The organism is Mesorhizobium sp. M0830 (assembly GCF_040319965.1).
Lineage (GTDB): Bacteria > Pseudomonadota > Alphaproteobacteria > Rhizobiales > Rhizobiaceae > Mesorhizobium.
In genome coordinates, this window is sequence record NZ_JAMYOR010000003.1 from 169,901 (window position 1) to 187,989 (window position 18,089).

At 61.8% G+C, this 18,089-nt stretch carries 12 protein-coding genes; 11 read left to right on the forward strand and 1 reads right to left on the reverse strand.

Annotated elements, in window-relative coordinates; all coding sequences use genetic code 11:
- Positions 1–5: 5 nt before the first annotated feature.
- From NKI20_RS03560 to NKI20_RS03605, 10 genes are all read left to right on the forward strand, one after another.
- Positions 6–4,571 carry a PAS domain-containing protein gene (locus NKI20_RS03560; protein WP_352828344.1) on the forward strand — a complete coding sequence of 1,522 codons (4,566 nt, stop codon included), beginning with the start codon at positions 6–8 and terminating at the stop codon, positions 4,569–4,571.
- Positions 4,572–5,081: 510 nt separating this feature from the next.
- A complete protein-coding gene (gene pstS / locus NKI20_RS03565; RefSeq protein ID WP_352604761.1) occupies positions 5,082–6,137 on the forward strand; it encodes a phosphate ABC transporter substrate-binding protein PstS in 1,056 nt (351 codons plus the stop codon).
- Between the two features lie 64 nt (positions 6,138–6,201).
- Positions 6,202–7,185, forward strand: a complete 984-nt coding sequence (gene pstC, locus NKI20_RS03570; protein WP_023757399.1) for a phosphate ABC transporter permease subunit PstC — start codon at positions 6,202–6,204, stop codon at positions 7,183–7,185.
- 3 nt (positions 7,186–7,188) lie between these two features.
- A complete protein-coding gene (gene pstA / locus NKI20_RS03575; protein ID WP_352604759.1) occupies positions 7,189–8,040 on the forward strand; it encodes a phosphate ABC transporter permease PstA in 852 nt (283 codons plus the stop codon).
- Positions 8,037–8,840: a phosphate ABC transporter ATP-binding protein PstB gene (gene pstB / locus NKI20_RS03580; protein WP_352604757.1), complete on the forward strand. Its 804-nt coding sequence runs from the start codon at positions 8,037–8,039 to the stop codon at positions 8,838–8,840. The genes pstA and pstB overlap by 4 nt, the downstream gene beginning before the upstream one ends.
- A 25-nt stretch (positions 8,841–8,865) precedes the next feature.
- Positions 8,866–9,573, forward strand: coding sequence for a phosphate signaling complex protein PhoU (gene phoU / locus NKI20_RS03585; protein WP_352828349.1), 708 nt, complete (start codon positions 8,866–8,868; stop codon positions 9,571–9,573).
- A gap of 19 nt (positions 9,574–9,592) precedes the next feature.
- Positions 9,593–10,282: a phosphate regulon transcriptional regulator PhoB gene (phoB, locus tag NKI20_RS03590; protein WP_032906962.1), complete on the forward strand. Its 690-nt coding sequence runs from the start codon at positions 9,593–9,595 to the stop codon at positions 10,280–10,282.
- A gap of 531 nt (positions 10,283–10,813) precedes the next feature.
- A complete protein-coding gene (eglC, locus tag NKI20_RS03595) occupies positions 10,814–12,226 on the forward strand; it encodes an endo-1,3-1,4-beta-glycanase EglC (RefSeq protein ID WP_352828352.1) in 1,413 nt (470 codons plus the stop codon).
- A 64-nt stretch (positions 12,227–12,290) separates the two neighbouring features.
- Positions 12,291–14,030 (forward strand): type I secretion system permease/ATPase, encoded by a 1,740-nt coding sequence (locus NKI20_RS03600; RefSeq protein ID WP_352828355.1) that lies wholly within the window; start codon positions 12,291–12,293, stop codon positions 14,028–14,030.
- 3 nt (positions 14,031–14,033) lie between these two features.
- Entirely contained in the window at positions 14,034–15,353 is a 1,320-nt protein-coding gene (locus NKI20_RS03605) for an HlyD family type I secretion periplasmic adaptor subunit (RefSeq protein WP_352828358.1), read from the forward strand.
- Between the two features lie 135 nt (positions 15,354–15,488).
- Here NKI20_RS03605 and NKI20_RS03610 read toward each other — a convergent pair whose 3' ends face one another.
- The gene (locus NKI20_RS03610; RefSeq protein ID WP_352828361.1) at positions 15,489–16,733 is read right to left on the reverse strand and encodes an ROK family protein; all 1,245 of its coding nucleotides are present in this window, start codon (positions 16,731–16,733) and stop codon (positions 15,489–15,491) included.
- Between the two features lie 269 nt (positions 16,734–17,002).
- Here NKI20_RS03610 and xylF point away from each other — a divergent pair, with 269 nt between their 5' ends.
- Positions 17,003–18,043 (forward strand): D-xylose ABC transporter substrate-binding protein, encoded by a 1,041-nt coding sequence (xylF, locus tag NKI20_RS03615; protein ID WP_352486460.1) that lies wholly within the window; start codon positions 17,003–17,005, stop codon positions 18,041–18,043.
- The last annotated feature ends 46 nt before the right edge of the window (positions 18,044–18,089 follow it).

Genomic DNA, 18,089 nt, shown 5'->3' on the forward strand with positions numbered 1-18,089 from the left:
ATTGCATGGCGGAAGCGGACGAAACAACCGGCGCGCGCGGCATGCGTGGACCTCGCAAACCCACAGCGCGTGGCGACGATGCATCATCGCCCGCCACTGGTATGGATTCGGTCGACGTGCTTCGCCAACTGGTCGAAGCCGGTTCGGACTGGGTCTGGGAGATCGATGCCGAACTGCGCTTCTCCTGGCTCTCGCAAAACTACCAGGCAGCCACCGGCCTCGATCCGGCAAACGTGCTTGGCCGCTTTCGCTTCGACTTCCTCAACCAGGTTCTGAACGGCGACCGCAGCGGCGCCGCCCATCTGGAGGATCTGCAGGCGCACCGGCCGTTTCGCGACTTCGTCTATGAACTGAAAGGTGGCAGCGCCGACTGCCGCTGGGTTTTGACATCAGGCTTTCCAAGGTTCGACGGCGAGGGTAAATTCATCGGTTATCGCGGCATCGGCCGCAATGTCACGGCACTGGCCGGTGCCTTCCAAACCCCGTGGCAGGGACCATCGGCGAGCGGCGAACTCGAGCAGCATCTGGTCGATCTCGAGCGGACGATGGACGCCATGCACATGGGCGTCGTGCTTCTCGACGCCAGGCTCGACACGTTGATCGTCAACAAGGCCTATCGCGACCTTTCCGGGATTCCCGACGGTGCCTTGACCGTTGGCGCTCCGTTCAGCCTGTTGATGGAACTCAACCGCCGCAACGGCATCTACGGCGACATCGACGAACCGCAATGGCGGCGCTACCTCGCCACCCGCATCGAGGAGATTCACGCCGGTTCCGTAGCGCCTCGCGAGTTTTCCCATGCCGACGGCAGGACGATGATGTTCTCGGTGACAGCGCTGTCCGGGGGCAAGCGCCTGTTGACCTACTATGAGGTCACCGAAATCAAGCACCGCGATGCCGAGATCGAGAGCGCCAACGCCAAGGTCGCCGAGACCTTCGCCAATCTCCGCACCATGGTCGATCAGATGCCGATCGGCATCCTCGTCCTCGATACCGATATGCGCGCCGAAGTCATCAACCGTGCCTTCTACGATTTCTGGCAGATCGACGCGCGGCGTGCCGAGATCGGCTGCAGCTTCCGCGACCTGATGGATGCCAGCCGTGACATTGACCCGTTTGGTTCCGAAGACGCGGCATGGCAGCGGCATATCGCCGAGCGCGAGGCGGAAATCAGGGCGGGCACCGCCGGATCGCGGCAGTTCCCGCGCAATGACGGCCGCACGCTGATATCATCGATGGCGCCGCTGGCCGGCGGCAAGCGGCTGATCTCCTATGTCGACGTCACCGACATGAAGAATCGCGAGGCCGAGGTTGCCGACGCTCTGGAGAAAGCGCGATTGGCCGAAGCAGTGATCAATGCCGTCAAGGATCCGATCTTCGTCAAGGACGACCATCTGCGCTTCGTTTTCGTCAACGAGGCGTTCGCCGCTTTGTTTGGCCAGACGCCGCAAGCCATGCTCGGCAGGCCCGGCGGCGATTTCCTGCCGGCGAATGCTGTGGCGCTTTTCGAGCAGAGCGAACGGGACGTGCTTGCCAGCGGACGCCCGTACGAAGTGGAAGAAAATTTCGAGGCCGACGGCGCCAGCCGTTCGCGCATCGTCAGGAAAAGCCGCGTCGGCATGGCCAGCGGCCGCAATTACGTTGCCGGTTTCCTGTTCGACATTTCCGACATGAAGCGCCGCGAGACCGAAGCCGAGGATGCGCGCAAGCATCTCGCCAGCGTGCTGGAATCCTTGCCGGCGGCCGTCATCATCTATGATCGCGACGACAGGTTCGTGTTCGCCAACCGCAAGATTCACGATACGCTTCCGGCCTTGAGGCCGGCATGGCAGCCCGGCTGCACATTGCGCGAGGCGCTCGTCCTCGGCCATGCCAACGGCTATTTCCGCAGCAGCGGCGATCCGCAAGTCGACAAGCTCTACGACGACGATCCCGATCGCTGGCTGGATGCGATCCTCGCCCGCTACCGCTTGCCCAATTCCTCGTTCGAGCGCCACAACCCCGATGGCCGCTGGTATCAGGTCTATGACATGCGGACCGTCGATGGCACATTCATCGGTGTTCGCGTCGACATCTCCGAGATCAAGAGCCGCGAGGCGGCGTTGCGCGATTCGATGCGCCAGATCGATCTGTTCCGGCATGTGCTGGACGAGCTCCCGGTCGCCGCCTTCATCAAGGCGCAGGACCTGAGCATCGAGTTCGTCAACAAGGCCTGGTGCGCGATCACCGGTTTTGCCAAGGAGGATGTCATTGGCCGCACCGACCGCCAGCTGTTCGGAGTGCAGGACGCCGATGGCTACAGCGATGACGACACGCAAGTCGCCGTGACAGGCACCGTCAAGGAGGTCGAGGAACCCGTCACCCATCGCGACGGCACGGTTCGACAATTGATGACGCGCAAGAGCCGGCTGGTGGCGCTGGACGGATCGGTGCATCTGGTCGGTTCCAGCACCGACATCACCGACGTCAAGGCGCGCGAGCGCGCGCTGGAAGAGAGCATGCGCGAGAACGAGGTGTTCCGCAGCCTGATCGACAACGTGCCGGTATCGATCTACGCCAAGCGCTCCGATCTCAGGCAGTTCTACGTCAACAAGGGTTGGAGCGATCTCACCGGCTTCGGCAAGGACGAGGCGATCGGCAAGACCGATATCGAGATATTCGGGTCGGACGGCGAAGCGTTCGTCGACAGCGACCTTGCGGTGCTGCGCACCGGTGAGACCCAGGAGGCCGAGGAGACGGTGACGCTGGCCGACGGCAGCGTCCGGCATCAGTTCGCGCGCAAGGGGGCGATGATCGCGTCCGATGGCTCGCTCTACCTGATCGGCTCGACCACCGATATCACCGAGTTGAAGACGCGCGAGGTCGAACTGCGCGAAGCGCGGCAGCGCGCCGTTCTCGCCGACCGCGCCAAGTCGGAATTTCTCGCCAATATGAGCCACGAGATCCGTACGCCGATGAATGGCGTGCTCGGCATGGCCGAACTCTTGGCCAAATCGGATCTCGACCCGAAGCAGAAGACGTTTACCGACATCATCGTGAAATCGGGCAACGCGCTGCTCACCATCATCAACGACATCCTGGACTTCTCCAAGATCGACGCCGGTCAGTTGGTGCTCGATCCGGCGCCCTTCAATCTTGCCGAGGCGATCGAGGATGTGGCGACACTGGTGTCGACACGCGCCAAGGAGAAGGATCTCGAGCTCATCGTGCGCGTCGAGCCTCGCCTCGAGAGCCTGTTTGTCGGCGATGTCGGCCGCATCAGGCAGATTGTCACCAATTTGCTCGGCAATGCAGTGAAATTCACCGACGAAGGTCATGTGCTGGTCGACGTCACAGGCGAGAGGGTTGCAACCGGAACGAAGCTCACCATCTCGGTCACCGATACGGGCATCGGCATCCCCGAGGAAAAACTGAAACTGGTGTTCGAGAAATTCAGCCAGGTCGACACCTCGTCGACGAGGCGGCACGAGGGAACCGGCCTCGGCCTTGCCATCACTTCGCGGCTCGTCGAGCTGATGGGCGGCGACATCGGTGTCGAGAGCGCCGAAGGCAAGGGCTCGACCTTCTGGTTCACGGTCACGCTGCCGAGTGCCGGACAGCAGAACGGGCAACGCATCATGCCGATCGACGTGACCGGCGCGCGCGTACTGATCGTCGACGACAACGCGGTCAATAGAGCCATCCTGACCGAACAAATGACATCGTGGACGTTCGATTCCTGCGCGGCCGAGAGCGGCGCCGAGGGCCTCAAGGTGCTGATCGCCGCCGCTGCCTATGGCGTGCCGGTCGATTGCGTCGTGCTCGACTACCAGATGCCTGAGATGAGCGGCGCCGAAATGGCGCGGATCGTGCGCAACACCGCCGGCCTTGCCGGCACGCCGATCATCATGCTGACCTCGGTCGACCAGTCGCTCGCCAACACCGGCTATCGCGATCTCGGCATCGATGCCCAACTGATCAAGCCGGCGCGCTCATCGGTGCTGCTGGAAACGCTGGTCGCAACCATCCAGCGGCATCGCCACAACACGACCGGCAGCGACGCCCTGCCGCTCGCAGGCACCGTCCCTTCGGGCGATATGGTGCCACCACAGCCGTCCGCGCCGGCAGAACAGCGGGCGCTGCTGCAGCCTCCCTCGCTACGCCCTCGGCTGCTCGCGACGGGTCGAGACGACAGGCTGGATATCCTGGTGGCAGAAGACAATGAGGTGAACCAGATGGTGTTCACCCAGATTCTCGGCGAGACCGGTTTCGGTTTCGAGATCGTCGGCAATGGCCGCAAGGCGCTCGACGCCTTCGGCCGGCTCAATCCGTGCATGATCCTGATGGATGTCTCGATGCCGGAGATGAACGGGTTGGAGGCGACCGCCGCCATTCGCCGGCTGGAGGAAGAAACCGGCACTCATGTGCCGATCGTCGGCGTCACCGCGCATGCGCTGAAAGGCGATCGCGAACGCTGCCTGGAGGCAGGCATGGACGACTACCTGTCCAAGCCGATCAGCCCCAGGGCCCTGCTCGAGAAGGTCGAGCGCTGGATCGGCGCCAGCCGCCAAGTTCAGCGTAACGCCGGGTAAGGGGTTCTCGCCGTGCCGGTTCGCGAGAACCAGGCAAAGATTCGCGACGCGTCCCACGCGCAGCACTATGGCGCGATCGCACCATATCAAAACTGTGCCTGATCAAGACAATGGCCATATTCGAATTCCGCTCTTCCCAGTTACGGGCGGGAGCAGCGACCGCCAGCATGGAACAGCGTCAACCTACCCCAACGGACCCTGTTTTTCGGCGATGGCCCGGCCACGACATCGTGGCCGCGAGCAACGCGCTCCCGTCCGGCTTTTTTTATAAGGCCGGCTAATCCCAAAACGCCGGCCAGCCTCGGGCCAAACGCAGCAAGTCCCTGATTTCGAGGACAAAGCCGAGCTCCATCAGGAGTGCTGGTCAGGCCACAATTTGTTCATCCCGATCATGCGTTACCGGGGTGACATCAAACTGTCATGCGACTGTAATAATCGAAGGCTATTGGCCTCAGCGGGCGCCGAGAGGAATGGCGCCGAGAGACCATCTTCCGAACAGGAGCAGGCCACATGAGACATTTCATCCGCTCGGCGGCCGTTGCGATCGCAATGGCTACGGCGTCCACTTTCACCCTTTCCGCGGCAATGGCAGCTGATCTTTCCGGCGCCGGCTCGACCTTCATCTATCCGGTGTTCGCCAAATGGGCCGACACCTACAAGAAAGACACCGGCGTCGGCCTCAATTACCAGTCGATCGGTTCGGGCGGCGGCATCAAGCAGGTCATCGCCAAGACCGTGACCTTCGGCGCCACCGACAAGCCAATGTCCGACGCCGACCTGGAAAAGAACGGCCTCGTGCAGTTCCCGATGGTGATGGGCGGCATCGTGCCGATCGTCAACCTGACCGGCATCAAGCCGGGCGAACTTGTTCTTGACGGCGCGACCCTGGCCCAGATCTACCTCGGCGCCATCACCACCTGGGATGATGCGGCGATCAAGGCGCTGAACCCGAACCTGACCCTGCCGTCCACCGCGATTGCCGTCGTGCATCGCTCGGACGGCTCGGGCACGACCTTCAACTTCACTAACTATCTGGTCAAGCTGTCGCCTGACTGGAAGGACAAGGTCGGTTCGGACACAGCCGTCGAATGGCCAACTGGCGTCGGCGCCAAGGGCAGCGAAGGCGTTGCCAATACCGTCAAGCAGACCGACGGCGGCATCGGCTACGTCGAGTATGCCTATGCCAAGCAGAATAGCCTTTCCTACTCCAAGCTGGTGAATGCCGCCGGCAAGGTCGTCGAGCCGTCGCTCGAATCCTTCGGCGCGGCTGCTTCGAATGCCGATTTCAAAGGCGCGAAGAACTTCAACGTCATCATCACCAACGAACCCGGCGACACCAGCTGGCCGATCGCTGCTTCGACCTGGGTGCTGATCCACAAGGTTCCCAACGATGCCGCCGCCACCGGCGAAGCGCTGAAGTTCTTCGCCTGGGCCTACAAGGACGGCAAGGATACCGCCAAGGCGCTCGACTATGTCTCGATCCCCGACAGCGTCGTCGACTTGATCAAGACCTCCTGGAAGGCCGACATCCAGGCCGACGGGAAGCCGGTCTTCGCAGGCGAGTAACATCCTTCGAAGGAGCGCCGCAGCGCGGCGCTCCTTTCCCTCAACTCAAAGAGCCGAGCTTCACATGAGCGCTGTCCAGGAAGCCTTGCCAGCCATTCGAGGTTCGCGCGACGCGATCGTCAGACGATTCGCGCTGACCGACGCAATCTTCCACGGGATGACCCGGGCCGCCGCCATATTGGTGCTGGTCCTGCTTGGCGGCGTCGCGATCTCGCTGTTTGCCGGATCCTGGCAAGCCCTGTCGACATTCGGCTTCTCTTTCCTGACCAGCGAAAGCTGGAATCCGGTGACGGAGAAATTCGGCGCGCTGGCACCGATCTACGGCACCATCATCACGTCGGCCATCGCCATCCTGATCGCCGTGCCGCTCGGCATCGGCATCGCCATCTTTCTCACCGAGCTTTGCCCGCGCCCGCTGCGGCGGCCGATCGGCATGGCGGTGGAACTGCTGGCCGGCATCCCCTCGATCATTTACGGCATCTGGGGCCTGTTCGTGCTGGCGCCGTTCCTGCAGACAACCGTGCAGCCGTTCATCATCGGCGTGTTCCACGGCATTCCCGGCCTCGGCAGCCTGTTTGCCGGTCCGCCCTACGGCATCGGCCTGCTGACCTCGTCGCTGATCCTCGCCATCATGGTGCTGCCCTTCATCACCTCGATCACCAAGGACGTCTTCGACACGGTACCGCCGGTACTGAAGGAATCGGCCTATGGCATCGGCTGCACGACCTGGGAAGTGACCCGCCGCGTCGTCATTCCCTACACGAGGATCGGTATCATGGGCGGCGTCATGCTCGGCCTTGGCCGCGCGCTGGGCGAAACCATGGCCGTCACCTTCGTCATCGGCAACGCCCACCGCATCTCAACCTCGCTGTTCGCGCCGGCAACGACGATCTCCGCGACCATTGCCAACGAGTTCACCGAAGCCGTCGGCGACCTCTACACCTCTTCGCTGGTGGCGCTCGGCCTGATCCTGTTCGTCATCACCTTCCTGATCCTTGCCATCGCCCGCTACATGCTGATGCGCATCGACGCCCGCACCGGAGCCTGACCGATGTCGACAGCCACATCGCTTCATCAGAGCCGCAAGAGGAAGAATGCCGTGATGATGACGCTGTGCGTCACCGCGGCGGGCATCGGACTTGCCTGGCTGGCGCTCATCCTCGGCGCGCTGGTCTACAAGGGCGCCGCTGGCCTGTCCCTTGACGTCTTCACGCAGATGACGCCGCCTCCCGGCGACGCCGGCGGCCTGCTCAACGCCATCTATGGCAGCGTGGTCATGACGATCATCGCCGTCATCGTCGGCACGCCGATCGGAGTGCTGGCCGGCACCTACATGGCCGAGTACGGTCGCTTTTCCAGGCTGACCACCGTGGTGCGCTTCATCAACGACATCCTGCTGTCGGCGCCGTCGATCATCATTGGCCTGTTCGTCTACGAACTTATGGTGCGGCCGATGGGGCATTTCTCGGCAATCGCCGGTGCTGTCGCGCTCGCCATCCTCGTCATTCCGGTGGTGGTACGCACCACCGAAGACATGCTCAATTTGGTGCCGAACGCCTTGCGCGAAGCCGGCACCGCGATCGGCGCGCCGCGCTGGGTGGTGATCAAGTCGGTGGCCTACCGCGCCGCGCTATCGGGCATTGTCACCGGCATATTGCTGTCGATCGCCCGTATCTCCGGCGAGACCGCACCACTGCTCTTCACGGCGCTCAACAACCAGTTCTGGTCGAGCAATCTCAACGCGCCGATGGCCAGCCTGCCTGTCACCATCTTCCAGTTCGCTCTCAGCCCTTACGAGGAATGGCAGCAACTGGCCTGGACCGGCGCACTCATCATCACATTGACGGTTCTCGCGCTCAGCATCGTTGCGCGCAGCCTGACCGGACGCAGAGAGGACAAATGAGCCAGATGTTGTCTCCAGACATGACGATCGCTGCCGAGGCCACCGCCAAGGCCAAGATCGAGGTCAAGAACCTCAACTTCTACTACGGCCAGTCGAAGGCGCTGAAGGACATCACTCTGTCCTTGCCGGAGCGCAGCGTCACCGCCTTCATCGGGCCTTCGGGCTGCGGGAAGTCGACGCTGCTGCGCGTCTTCAATCGCATCTACGAGCTCTATCCCAAGCAGACGGCCGAAGGTCAGGTGCTGCTCGACGGCCAGAACGTTCTCGACCGCTCGCAGGACCTCAACCTGCTGCGCACCAAGATCGGCATGGTGTTCCAGAAGCCGACGCCATTTCCGATGTCGATCTACGAAAACATCGCTTTCGGCATCAGGCTCTACGAGAAGCTGAGCAAGTCGGAGATGGACGGCCGCGTCGAGCAGGCGCTGAAGCGCGCGGCACTCTGGACCGAGGTCAAGGACAAGCTCGACGCCAGCGGCCTCAGCCTCTCCGGCGGCCAGCAGCAGCGGCTCTGCATCGCCCGCACCGTGGCGGTGAAGCCGGAAGTCATCCTGCTCGACGAGCCCGCCTCGGCGCTCGACCCGCTGTCGACCGCCAAGATCGAGGAACTGATCGACGAGTTGCAAGCCGACTACACGATCGTCATCGTCACCCACAACATGCAGCAGGCGGCGCGCGTATCGAAGCAGACGGCCTTCATGTATCTGGGCGAGCTGGTCGAGTTCGACCGCACGGAGAGGATCTTCACGTCGCCCCGCGAGAAGCGCACGCAGGACTACATCACCGGCCGCTTCGGCTGAGCTCAGGCATACGAGGAACAGGATAATGAGCGAACATACAGTCGCTTCTTTCGACGAGGATCTCGGTCAGATCAGCAGGCTCATCAGCGACATGGGCGATCTCGCTAGCTCGATGGTCGGCGGTGCGACCAAGGCGCTCTTGAATTCCGACAACGCCTTGGCACAGCGCGTCGTCTCCGACGACGCGATCATGGACGCGCGCCAGCGCGAGCTCGACGACCGTGCCATCACGCTGATCGCCAAGCGGCAGCCGATGGCCGATGATCTGCGCCATGTCGTCGGTTCTATCCGCATGGCCGGCGATCTCGAACGCATCGGCGACCTTGCCAAGAACATCGCCAAGCGTGTCGGCACTGTCGGCCTCAGCGTCACGCCGCGCGACCTTTCGCACTCGATCGATGGAATGGCACAACTGGTGCTGATCCAGGTGCAGGGCGTCATCGAGGAATATGCGGCGCGTGACGCCGCCGCGCTGGCGAAACTGCGTGCCGACGACGAACGCATCGACGTCAAATACACCTCCGTGTTCCGCGAGCTTCTCACCTATATGATGGAAGACCCGCGCAACATCACCGCGTGCACGCATCTTTTGTTCTGCGCCAAGAACCTCGAGCGCATCGGCGACCACGTCACCAACATCGCGGAAAATGCCTATTATGTTTTGACCGGCACCCAGCTGCCGGCCAATCGTCCGAAACAGGACGAGACGACAATGTCCGCGCCCGCGGCATGACGACAGGGGTAACCAGCCGATGATCGCGCCACGCATCATGGTGGTGGAGGACGAGGAGCCGCTAGGCGTGCTGCTCCGCTATAATCTGGAGTCCGAGGGCTATCAGGTCGAGGTCGTGACGCGTGGCGACGAGGCCGAGATCCGGCTGCAGGAGAACGTGCCTGACCTTCTGGTGCTCGACTGGATGGTGCCGGCGGTTTCCGGCATCGAACTCTGCCGGCGCCTGCGAATGCGTCCCGAGACCGAGCGGCTGCCGATCATCATGCTGACCGCGCGCGGCGAGGAGAGCGATCGCGTGCGGGGCCTCTCGACCGGCGCCGACGATTATCTGGTCAAGCCGTTTTCGACACCGGAGTTCATGGCCAGGGTCAAGGCGCTGTTGCGCCGTGCCAAGCCGGAACTGCTGTCCAGCGTGCTGAAGGTCGGCGACATCGTGCTCGATCGAGAATCGCACCGGGTCTATCGCAAGAAGAGCGAGATCCGGCTCGGGCCGACCGAATTCCGCCTGCTCGAATTCATGATGCGCCATCCCGGCCGCGTGTTCTCGCGTAGCCAACTGCTCGACAACGTCTGGGGCGAAACGATCTACATCGACGAACGCACGGTGGACGTGCATGTCGGCCGGCTGCGCAAAGCCGTCAACAACGGCCGCATGCCCGACGTCATCCGCACCATTCGGGGCGCAGGCTACGCGATCAGGGAAGACTAGCCGATAGATCGGAACCAAGGTTCAAATTCGATCAGCAGGTCGTCGCCAATGGCCACGCGATGGCAGACATTCAAGCAGGCGGGATCGAAGTCTAAACTGCCCTTCGCGGGGCTCGGCGCGTAGCTTGACTGGCTGGCGATTGCCCTCCGATCTCCCAATTCGCTTTTCTGCCAGGCTGGCCGCAGGAAGCACGGCCCGTGACACTTTAGTTGGTCACATTGCTATCTTGCCCGCAGACCTCCGATCAAAGTTGCGCGCCTCAAGAAACAATTTGAACTAATATGGCTATGTGCCCGCCAGAGGATGTGGTTTCGCATAAATGCGCAATTTTATTAAAAAAGTTCCTCAGACTAAGAATGAGTTTCTCTCCTCTTTATCGATTGTATGTGCTCCGAATAGTCAATACGATCTTGCATTGGATGACGATTCCGCGGGAACGATCTCGTTCGTTGCAACGTTGCTTTGAAAGCGGTCGCCGGACCTTGCGCCGAACGACTTGATCAGGTCGGGCACTAAGAGGAAGGATTTCTGATGAGCACGGTCTTAAACGCCAAAGGTATTCCTCTTCCCTACACCGGCGCGTCCAGTCATTGGTTCTCGGCAACCGGAGCCGGGGCCGAACTGCATGGCACCTCAGGCAACGACTCGTTCTGGGGAGACACCGGCGTCAATGTCACGATGTATGGTGGCGCCGGCGACGACTACTATCACCTCTATTCCACCAACAATAAGGTGGTCGAAGATCCCGGGGCCGGGATCGACACGATCGACACCTGGATGAGCTACAAGCTCCCCGACAATTTCGAGAACCTGGTCGTTACCGGCGCCAATCGATATGCGTTCGGAAATGCGTTGGACAACATCATCAAGGGCGGGTCGGGTCATCAGACGCTGGATGGCGGCAAGGGAAATGATGTCCTGATCGGCGGTGACGGCGCCGACACTTTCGCCATCTCCAAAGGAAATGGAAGCGATCTTATCTTCGATTTCGGTGCGACCGATGTGGTGCGCCTTAACGGCTATGACTTCACTTCGTTCGATGCCGTCCGTTCGCAGATGGTTCAGGTGGAATCGAACGTGATGCTGAACCTCGGATCTGACGAGATCCTGGTGTTCAAGAATACGACCATCGACAAGTTGCAGCCCACCCAGTTCGAACTGCCGATAGACAAGTCCGGAATGACGCTGTCCTTCGCCGACGAATTCAACACGCTGAGCCTTCGGGACGGGCAGGACGGCACCTGGAATTCCAATTTCTCGTGGGGCGCGCCGAACGGCAGCACATTGAGCAGCAATGGCGAGTTGCAATGGTATATCGACGCCAATTACGGGCCGACGAGTTCCGTCCACCCGTTCAGCGTTGAAAACGGCGTCCTCATCATCACCGCCGCGCAGGCGCCGGAGGACATCAAGCCTCTGATCAACAACTACGAATACACATCGGGGATACTGACGACCCACGACAGCTTCGCGCAAACCTACGGCTATTTCGAAATGCGGGCGGACCTGCCCGAAACGGCCGGAGCCTGGCCGGCCTTCTGGCTGCTTCCGGAAGACGGATCGTGGCCGCCGGAGCTGGACGTCGTCGAAACGCGCGGTCAGGATCCGAACACGCTTTTCATGACAGCGCACACCAATGAGACGGGAGAGCACACGAAGGTTTCGTCCACGGTGAACGTTGCGGACACTGACGGTTTCCACACCTATGGCCTGCTCTGGACAAAGGATGAGCTTGTCTGGACCTATGACGGTGTGAAGGTCGCCCAAGCGGCGACGCCGTCCGACATGCACGACCCCATGTACATACTGGCCAATCTCGCGGTCGGCGGCATTGCCGGCCAGCCTCCTGACCATCTGGCTACTCCAGCGGAGATGAAAATCGACTATATCCACGCCTATACGCTGGACCAACCCTTGGACATGGCAAGCGACCACTCGCTCTAAGCGGCGGCTTCATGTTTGAGGCCATTAGCCGTCAGGGAGCGCGGGGATGATTGGAGAGTCCAGTTTGCAGGCAGTTTTCAGGCGCGCCATCGCCGATGTCGGTGCTTTCTCGTTCCTCATCAACATCCTGCTGTTGGTGATCCCCCTCTATCTCTTGCAAGTCTATGACCGCGTCCTGCCTTCCTACAGCGTCGAGACGCTGTTCTACCTGTCGGCTATCGCGGTTCTCGCGCTCGCCTTTCTCGGTCTCCTCGATGCGGTCCGCTCCATCTACACGCAGCGCGTTGCAGCCACTGTCGACGACAGACTGGGTGCGAGGACATTCGCCGTCTCGCTTGAAGCCAAGTACGCCGGCGGCGCAGCCATGTCTCCACTGCGCGACCTTGCCTCGATATGCGCCTTCATCAGGTCACGCAGTGTGGCGGTCTTATTTGACCTGCCGTTTGCTCCCTTCTTCCTCACCCTGCTGTACCTCATCCATCCCTTTCTGTTTTGGCTTACGCTGGCAGGGGTTGCGCTGTTGCTTGCGCTGGTCCTGGCAAATCAGCTCGCCGTCGGCAGGAATGACGCTTTGTCCGCGGAACGTTCGGCTGTCGCCAGCCTGTCGGAGCAGGCCTTTGCCCGCAACGCGGAGACGCTGCTCGCCATGGGCATGGTCCAAAACGCGGCGCGCGTCTGGGGCAGGCACGTGGCGGAGGCGCTAATTCTTCATGACCGTTCGTCCACGGCCAACGCGATCTTCAGCGGAGCATCGCGAGCGGTACGCATGATCCTTCAGCTGGCGATACTGGGCGTTGGAGCATGGCTCGTGCTGCAAGGGAAGATGACGGCAGGGATGATCTTCGCGTCTTCCCTGGTGTCGTCCCGCGCGCTGCAGCCGCTCGACCAACTGATCGGTTCATGGCGGCAGATCGTTGACGCCAGACGATCGTGGAAGCGGTTGGACAAGGCGCTTTCCGCCCATCCGGCACATGCGCGAAAACTGACCTTGCCGGATCCGTCGGGCGAAATTGTCGTGCAGGGCCTGATCCTTGTCGCGCCGAACGCCACGCCCGGCACCGAACCCATCATCAAGCGACTGAACTTCCAGATCGGCGCCGGCGAAGCGGTTGCGATAATAGGTCCAAGCGGGGCCGGCAAGTCCACCCTGGCAAGATTGCTTGTCGGTGCGATCCAAGCGACCAGCGGCTGCGTCAGGATCAACGGCGCCGACCTCAGAAACTGGGACGAGAAGCAGCTTGGCCGTCATGTCGGATATCTCGCTCAGGAGGTGGAGCTCTTTCCCGGATCAATCGCGGAAAATGTCGCCCGCTTTGAACCTGATGCAAGTGACGCCTCTATCGTCGAAGCGGCAAAACGTGCCCAGGCGCATGAACTGATACTGGCGCTGCGCGATGGCTACCAGACCGGAATAGGTCCGTCGGACAGAACACTGTCGGGCGGCGAACGCCAAAGGATCGGGCTGGCGCGCGCCTTTTACGGCAATCCGCGTATTCTTGTGCTGGATGAGCCCAGCACACATCTCGACGGCAGCGGCGAAGCCGCGCTCGAAGACGTGCTTGCCGCGGCGAAAGGAGCGGGCGTTACGACGATCGTGATAACGCACCGCCCTTCGGTCGCCGCAGCCTGCGACCGCGTGATGCTTCTGCGCAGTGGAGTGATCGAAGCCTTCGGTCCAAGCGGCGACGTGTTGCGGCAGCCGATCGCCGGCATCGGCCTTCCCCCGAAGCGCAGCATGGCGGTGACGGGGTCCTTTGCAACGACGATCCGCACCACCCCTCATAACGTCCGCTTTGGATCCTAGAAGATGGCAGCACAGAGTCTCGTCTGGGAAGGCAAAGCGCGCACCGACATCCGGCGGGTGGCTTTCGCCGGATATGCGGCAACAGCGATATTGATAGGTTGTTTTGGCTATTGGGCGGTCAGTGCACCGTTGTCCGGCGCGGTCATCACGCAAGGCACAATCTCGGCGACAGGCGGAAACATCCTCATTCAGCATCCTGAGGGCGGTATCATTCAAGAGTTGCTCGCCCATGAAGGCGATCGCGTGCAGCAGGCCCAGGATCTGATCCTGCTGGATAGAACGGCCGCGCAAGCCGAGCTCAACCGGCTGACGAGACAGTCGATCGCGTTGAAGGCGAGCGCCTCGCGGCTGGAGGCGGAACGCGACGGATTGGACCAGCTTGCGCCAATCACGGCGGCCGCGCCAGCACCGTTCCAGGACGATTTCGAGATTCTGGTTCGAGAACAGCAGAAGGAATTCAATGCCAGGCTCGCCCGGTTTCGATCGGAACAATCGATCCTCGCGCAGCGGGTTGCCATGCATCGCCAGTCTGTCGTCGGATTGCAAGCCCAGAAACTGGCCGTCCAGCAACAGGCCGAAGTGGTGAAGAAAGAGCTCGGCATCAAGACCAATCTGCTGGACAAAGGCCTCACCAATCGCACTGAATATTCGCAGCTTTTGCGCAGCGAAGCCGATCTCGTCGGGCAGGCAGGGGCGCTGGAGGCAAATCTTGCAGCGGCCAACACCCAGATCGTCGAAGCCCAGGAGCAAATCGAGCGCCTGACCACGCAACGCGTGGAGGAAGCCCTGACGAAGCTCGACGAGGTACGGTCTTCGCTGGCCGACATCGACGAACAGATGCGGGCGTCCGAGGCAGTGCTGCGGCGGACGACGATCAAGGCGCCGGCAGCGGGCATCGTGGTGTCGTCCACCTATAATTCCAAGGGCAGCGTGATTGCCCCCGGCGAGAAGATCATGGAGATTCTGCCTACGACATCGGGTCTGGTCGTCGATGCACGGCTGCCGCCGAAAGACATCGACCAGGTTCATGTCGGCCAGCCGGCAAGACTGCGACTATCAGCGTTGAACATGCGGCTCACGCCTGAGATTTCAGCCACCGTGACGCAGGTTTCCGCGGACCGGCTCATCGACCAGGTTACGCATGAAGCGTATTTCCGCGCCAAGCTGAAAATTGCCTCCGCCTTGCCGCCCGGCGTGAAAGCGGAGCAGCTCTATCCTGGAATGCCGGTAGAAGCGTTCATAAGTACTGGCGACCGAAGCTTTTTCGAGTATCTCGCACGGCCGATGCGCGATTCCTTCGCTCGCGCTTTCACGGAGCGATAGATGCCGCGGACCGCGCAATCGATCGGCGCAGCAATGACTGCAAGGGACTTGGCTGTGAGAGTTCAACCTGGCGCGTGCGAACTTCCGCCCAGGTCGAACTCGGCCGTTCACAATTATTGGCTTTTGACCCTGGTCTCACGCGACACTCTTTCCGGCGCTCCCTCTCGCCAGCACACCTGGTGCAAAAATCTCCTGGTCGACGAAGGTCAGTGCCCGCATGGCGCAGCCTTCGCGGATCAGCGGCAGTTCGTTCGGCTCTGCCTCGAAGGAAATCCATTCGGAATGCTGGCCGCCGGCGGTCTGGGCGATGGCCTTGCGCAATGCCGGCTCGATCAGGTCGAAGGCGGCGGCGCTGACGCCGACCATGGCGACGGGCGCCGGATCGATCAGCGCGAAAAGGCTGCCGAGACCGTAGCCGAGGGCTTCGCCGGCCTTGCGGTAGGCCTCCCGCTCGGGCCCATCTCTTTCGCGGGCCACAGCCGCCAGCGCGCGCATGTCGGCGTCGCTGACATCGGCGACGGGTTCCGCGTCCTCACCCAATTGCCTTGCATTGCGCCAGATGGCGTAGTTGCCGGCATAGGCCTCGACGCAGCCGCGCCGTCCGCAGCGGCAGAGCGCGCCGTTCGGCCGATGGATCATATGACCGAACTCGCCGCCCGACGAGTGGGTGCCGGTGAACAATTCGCCTTTCAGCACCAGGCCCATGCCGATGCCGTGCGACAAAAGGATGGCGATGAAATCGTTGCGGTAGCGATCGGGATCGCGCCAGCGCAGCGCGATCGCCATCATGTTGCAGTCGTTCTCCATGGTGGCGGGGATGCCGAACTCGTCTTCGAGGATGTCGGCGAAGGCGATATCGGTGTGCGGCGTGATCGGCGACCACAGCATGGCGCGAGCACGGGTGTCGGTGATGCCCTGGATCGCCAGCGCGATGCGGGCGATCCTGTGAACGTCAAGATCGGGATCTTCGAAACGACGCCGCACGATTGCCGTGCATTCGCCGATCAGCGCGTCGCGCGCTATGGTCAACGTGTCCAGCCGGCGCTGTTCCTCTGATATCACCTGGCCCGCATAGTCGATGACGGCGACGGAGAGAAAATTCAGCGACAGCACCACGGTCATCACCGCTGCCGCTTCCGGGTTGAGGCTGAGCCCGACCTGGGGCCGGCCACGTTTGAGCGAGCCGGCCTCGCTTGGCTTGCTTTCTGTCAGGATGCCTTCACCGATCAGGTCGGAGGAGATCGCCGATATGGTCGAGTGGCTGAGGCCCGTGGTTGCGGCGATCTCGGTGCGTGACGGCTGTCTGGCGCGGCGGACAGCGGCGATCACCATCGCCCGGTTGCGCCGGCGCAAATCGTCGTGGCGGATTCCGACCGACATGTCTGTTCAAGTCCTCCCGGTCGCCGCGGTTCTCCGTCCCCTCGAACGCTGTCGGCAACGCTGTCAAATACTGGCAGAAGCCGCCCGGCCTGTCATTTATTTATTCCGGAGCTCGAAAAAAATTCGCAGACACATCAAAATCCCTCAGAATCGATGTTGACAGCGTTCGGGTGTTGGATCAGTATTTTTTCGAGGCTCGAAAAAATAGAGCCTTTGTGCCGGCCTTAGGGTCAGTTTGGTCGCGCCATACGCGGCGCAGGGAGGATAATATGAAAAGATTCACAGCCGCCATCCTGGCGGGTGTCGCCATGTCGCTGACGCTCGCGTCAGTCGCGCAGGCGAAGGACAAGGTCATCGGCGTTTCGTGGTCCAACTTCCAGGAAGAGCGCTGGAAGACCGACGAGGCCGCCATGAAGACGGCGATCGAGGCAGCCGGCGACAAGTACATCTCCGCCGACGCGCAGTCCAATCCCGGCAAGCAGCTTACCGATGTCGAGAGCCTGATCTCGCAGGGCGCCAATTCGCTGATCATCCTGGCGCAGGATGCCTCGGCTATCGGCCCGGCGGTACAGAAGGCGCTGGACGAAGGCATTCCGGTCGTCGGCTATGACCGGCTGATCGAGAACAAGGACGTCTTCTATCTGACCTTCGACAACAAGGAAGTCGGCCGCATGCAGGCCCGCGAAGTGTTCAAGGTCAAGCCGGAAGGCAACTATGTCTTCATCAAGGGCTCGGGTGCCGATCCGAATGCCGACTTCCTGTTCGCGGGCTCGATGGAAGTGCTCAAGGAAGCCATCGACAGCGGCAAGATCAAGAATGTCGGCGAGGCCTATACGGACGGCTGGCTGCCAGCCAATGCCCAGAAGAACATGGAACAGTTCCTGACCGCCAACGACAACAAGGTCGATGCCGTGGTCGCGGCCAATGACGGCACCGCCGGCGGCGTCGTGGCGGCGCTGACGGCTCAAGGGTTGGCCGGCACCGTGCCGGTCTCGGGTCAGGACGGCGACCACGCCGCGCTGAACCGCATCGCCCTCGGCACGCAGACCGTGTCGGTGTGGAAGGATGCGCGCGAACTCGGCAAGAATGCCGCCGAGATCGCCTCGCAACTTGCCGATGGCAAGAAGACGGGCGACATTGCCGGCGCCAAGGACTTCACGACGCCGGGCGGCAATACTGTCAAGTCGCTGTTCCTGACCCCGGTTGCCATCACCAAGGACAATCTCAACGTCGTCATCGACGCCGGCTGGATCAAGAAGGACGAGGTCTGCGCGGGCGTCGCCGCCGGCACCGTCGCAGCCTGCAACTAAAGCTGGGCTCTCTCTGCATTCTCAACGCCGCGGCCCAAAAGCCGCG